This is a genomic window from Rhizobacter sp. P2_H2 (genome assembly GCF_056403375.1).
In genome coordinates, this window is sequence record NZ_JBFUFP010001392.1 from 1 (window position 1) to 1167 (window position 1167).

2 protein-coding genes are annotated in these 1167 nt (G+C 72.8%); both read left to right on the top strand.

Annotation, left to right across the window (positions count from 1 at the left end):
* A partial coding sequence (locus AC1D15_RS33355) for a DNA-3-methyladenine glycosylase family protein (protein ID WP_477829439.1) occupies positions 1-562 on the top strand: 562 nt, incomplete at its 5' end.
* The gene (locus tag AC1D15_RS33360) at positions 559-1119 is read left to right on the top strand and encodes a methylated-DNA--[protein]-cysteine S-methyltransferase (protein ID WP_477829440.1); all 561 of its coding nucleotides are present in this window, start codon (positions 559-561) and stop codon (positions 1117-1119) included. The genes AC1D15_RS33355 and AC1D15_RS33360, both read left to right, overlap by 4 nt.
* Positions 1120-1167: the final 48 nt, after the last annotated feature.

Consider the following 1167-nt stretch of genomic DNA (forward strand, 5'->3'; position numbering starts at 1 on the left):
CGAGATGGCGGTGCGCGCAGTGCTCGGCCAGCAGGTCACGGTGGCCGCGGCGCGCACGCTGGCGCGGCGGCTGATCGAGCGCTTCGGCGAGCCGGTCGCGACGCCGTGGGATGACGTGGCGCGCTGCTTCCCGTCACCGGCCGCGCTCGCTGGAGCACCGTTGGAGCGCATCGCCGAGCTCGGCATCATCCGCAGCCGCGTCGGCGCGATCCAGGCGCTCGCCAACGCCTGGCCCGAGCTGACCCGGCTGCTCGCGCTGCCCCACCAGCCCGAGGCGCTGATGAGCGCACTGGCCGAGCTGCCCGGCATCGGCCCGTGGACGGCGCACTACCTCGCGATGCGCGCGCTCGGCTGGCCCGATGCCTTCCCGCCGAAGGACGTGGCGGTGCTGAACGCGATGAAGGCCCTGTTCGGCACGCAGAACCAGCGCGAGGCCGATGCCCGCGCCGAGGCCTGGCGGCCGTGGCGCTCGTATGCGGTGCTCAGGTTGTGGAACAGCCTGGCACCCGTTCCTCCAGCTCTCTCTTCACCTGTTCCTTCCTCTTCCGGAGCAACACCATGAACACTTCCAGCACGCCCGCTACCCTGTCGCGCCGCCTGCAGGCCGTCTGCGTAGCGCAGGCCGCATTCGATTCGCCGCTCGGCCCGATGCTGCTCGCGCGCACCGCGAACGGCGTGGCCGGCATGTGGTTCGACGGCCAGAAGGCGCATCCGGGCGACCTGCCCACCGTGCCGCACGACCCCGATGACCCGTTGCTGAAAGAAGCCGCGCAGCAGCTGCGCGACTACTTCGCCGGCCGGCGCACGCAGTTCGAGCTGCCGCTGGACCTGCAGGGCACGCCGTTCCAGCAGATCGTCTGGCAGGCGCTGCTGCGCATCCCGGCCGGCGGCACCTGCACCTATGCGGCGATCGCACGCGAGGTCGGCGCGCCGCAGGCGGTGCGCGCGGTCGGTGCGGCGGTCGGGCGCAACCCGGTGTCGGTGATCGTGCCGTGCCACCGCGTGCTCGGCCACGACGGCAGCCTCACCGGCTATGCCGGCGGGCTGCACCGCAAGCAGGCGCTGCTGCAGCTCGAAGGCGCTGACGGGGTCCCGGGCCTGCGCGAGGCCACGTCTTGAAGCGCGCCGACGGGATCGAACTGACCGGGCTCGCCGCGATCTGGGGCG